A 1,650-nucleotide genomic window follows, 5' to 3' on the forward strand; every position below is an offset into this window, starting at 1 on the left:
GTGCGTCGCGTGCGCGCATGTCACGAAGCGGGCGAACGCGATCATCGAGCATCCGCCGGGCGAGGAGACGCAGTTCGACTGGGTCGAGCTGCCCGATCCGCCGGCAGGCTGGGCGTTCCCGACCAAGCGCGCCTACGCGCTGGTCGGCTCGCTCGCGCACTCGGGCGTCTGGCGGGCGGTGCTGTCGCCCTCGATGGACCTGCCGCACCTGCTGGCCGCGATGACGACCGTGCTGGCGCTGCTGGGCGGGCTGACCCGCGACTGGCGCTTCGACCGGATGCGGACCGTGCTCGATCCCGCCAGCGGTGACCTGACGAGCCAGTTCGCGGCGTTCGCGAAGCACCACGGCGTGCAGGCGATCGCCTGCCGGCCACGCTCGGGGAACCGGAAGGGCGTGGTCGAGAAGAACAACCATACCGCCGCGCAGCGCTTCTGGCGGACGCTGGCCGACGACGTCACGCTCGAGCAGGCGCAGGCCAGCCTGACGGCCTTCGCGGCCCGACAGGACGGTCGTCGGCGCGAGAGCGAGGCCGGGTCGACGACCGCGCGAGCGATGCTCGCGGCCGAGCGGCTGCGGCCGCTGCCGCCCGTGCCGTTCCCGGTGATCGTCACCGAGCAGCGCACCGCGACCCGGCAGGCGCTGATCGACTGGCGCGGCAACCGCTACTCCGTCCCGCCGGAGCTGACCGCGGCCCGCGTGGCCGTGCACTGGCGACTCGGGGCCGACACGATCGACATCGCCACCGCCGCCGGCACCGTCATCGCCCGCCACCGGCTCGCCGAGCCCGGGCTCGGCGTCACGATCCGCGACACCGGGCACGTCACCGCGCTCGAGGCCATCGCGCTCGCCTCGGCACCGCCCGGGCGGCCGCACCGCCGCAAGGAGCGCATCCCGCCGGGCACCGCGGCGCTGCGCGCCGCCGCCGTCCTCACCGGCACCGCCAGACCCATCTCGACCGTCATCGACCTGGCCGCCTACGAGCAGGCCGCGAAGAACAGGAACACCCTCCCATGACCACCACCAGCACCACGGCCGCGAGCGTCTATCAGCAGCTGCGCGGCCACCTCACCGAGCTGAAGCTCGCCGACGCCGCCGCAGCGCTCCCCGCCGTCCTCGACCAGGCCAGCGCCGAGGGCTGGTCGCTCACGCAGGCGCTCGAGCAGCTGCTGCGCGTCGAGGTCACCGCCACCGACGCGCGCCGCCTCGCCGGCAGGTTCCGGTTCGCGAACCTCCCCACCGGCGCCACCCTGGCCGACTTCGACCTCGACTCAGCCTCCGGCGTCGACCGGTCGCTGCTGGCCGAGCTGGGCACCTGCCGCTACCTCGAGACCGCCACCAACGTGCTCCTCATCGGCCCGCCCGGCGTCGGCAAGACCCACATCGCCACGGGCCTCGGCCACGCCGCCGTGCAGGCCGGCTACCGCGTCTACTTCACCTCCGCCGCCGACCTCGCCGCCCGCTGCCACCGCGCCGCGATCGAGGGCAAATGGTCCACCATGATGCGGTTCTTCGCCGGGCCCACGCTGCTGATCATCGACGAGCTCGGCTACCTGCCGCTGCCCGGCGAAGCCGCCTCCGCCCTGTTCCAGGTCATCAACCAGCGCTACCTGAAGACCTCGATCGTGATCACCACCAACCGGCCCGTCGGC

At 73.6% G+C, this 1,650-nt stretch carries 2 protein-coding genes; both read left to right on the forward strand.

All coding sequences use genetic code 11. The features are described from left to right. Nucleotides 1-1,015: Mu transposase domain-containing protein (locus BXA11_RS41030; RefSeq protein WP_076443338.1), on the forward strand; the 1,015-nt coding region annotated here is incomplete at its 5' end. Then, nucleotides 1,012-1,650 (forward strand): IS21-like element helper ATPase IstB (gene istB, locus BXA11_RS41035; RefSeq protein WP_076443339.1); only part of this gene is annotated, 639 nt, incomplete at its 3' end. The genes BXA11_RS41030 and istB, both read left to right, overlap by 4 nt.

The organism is Microbispora rosea, assembly GCF_900156315.1.
GTDB lineage: Bacteria > Actinomycetota > Actinomycetes > Streptosporangiales > Streptosporangiaceae > Microbispora > Microbispora rosea.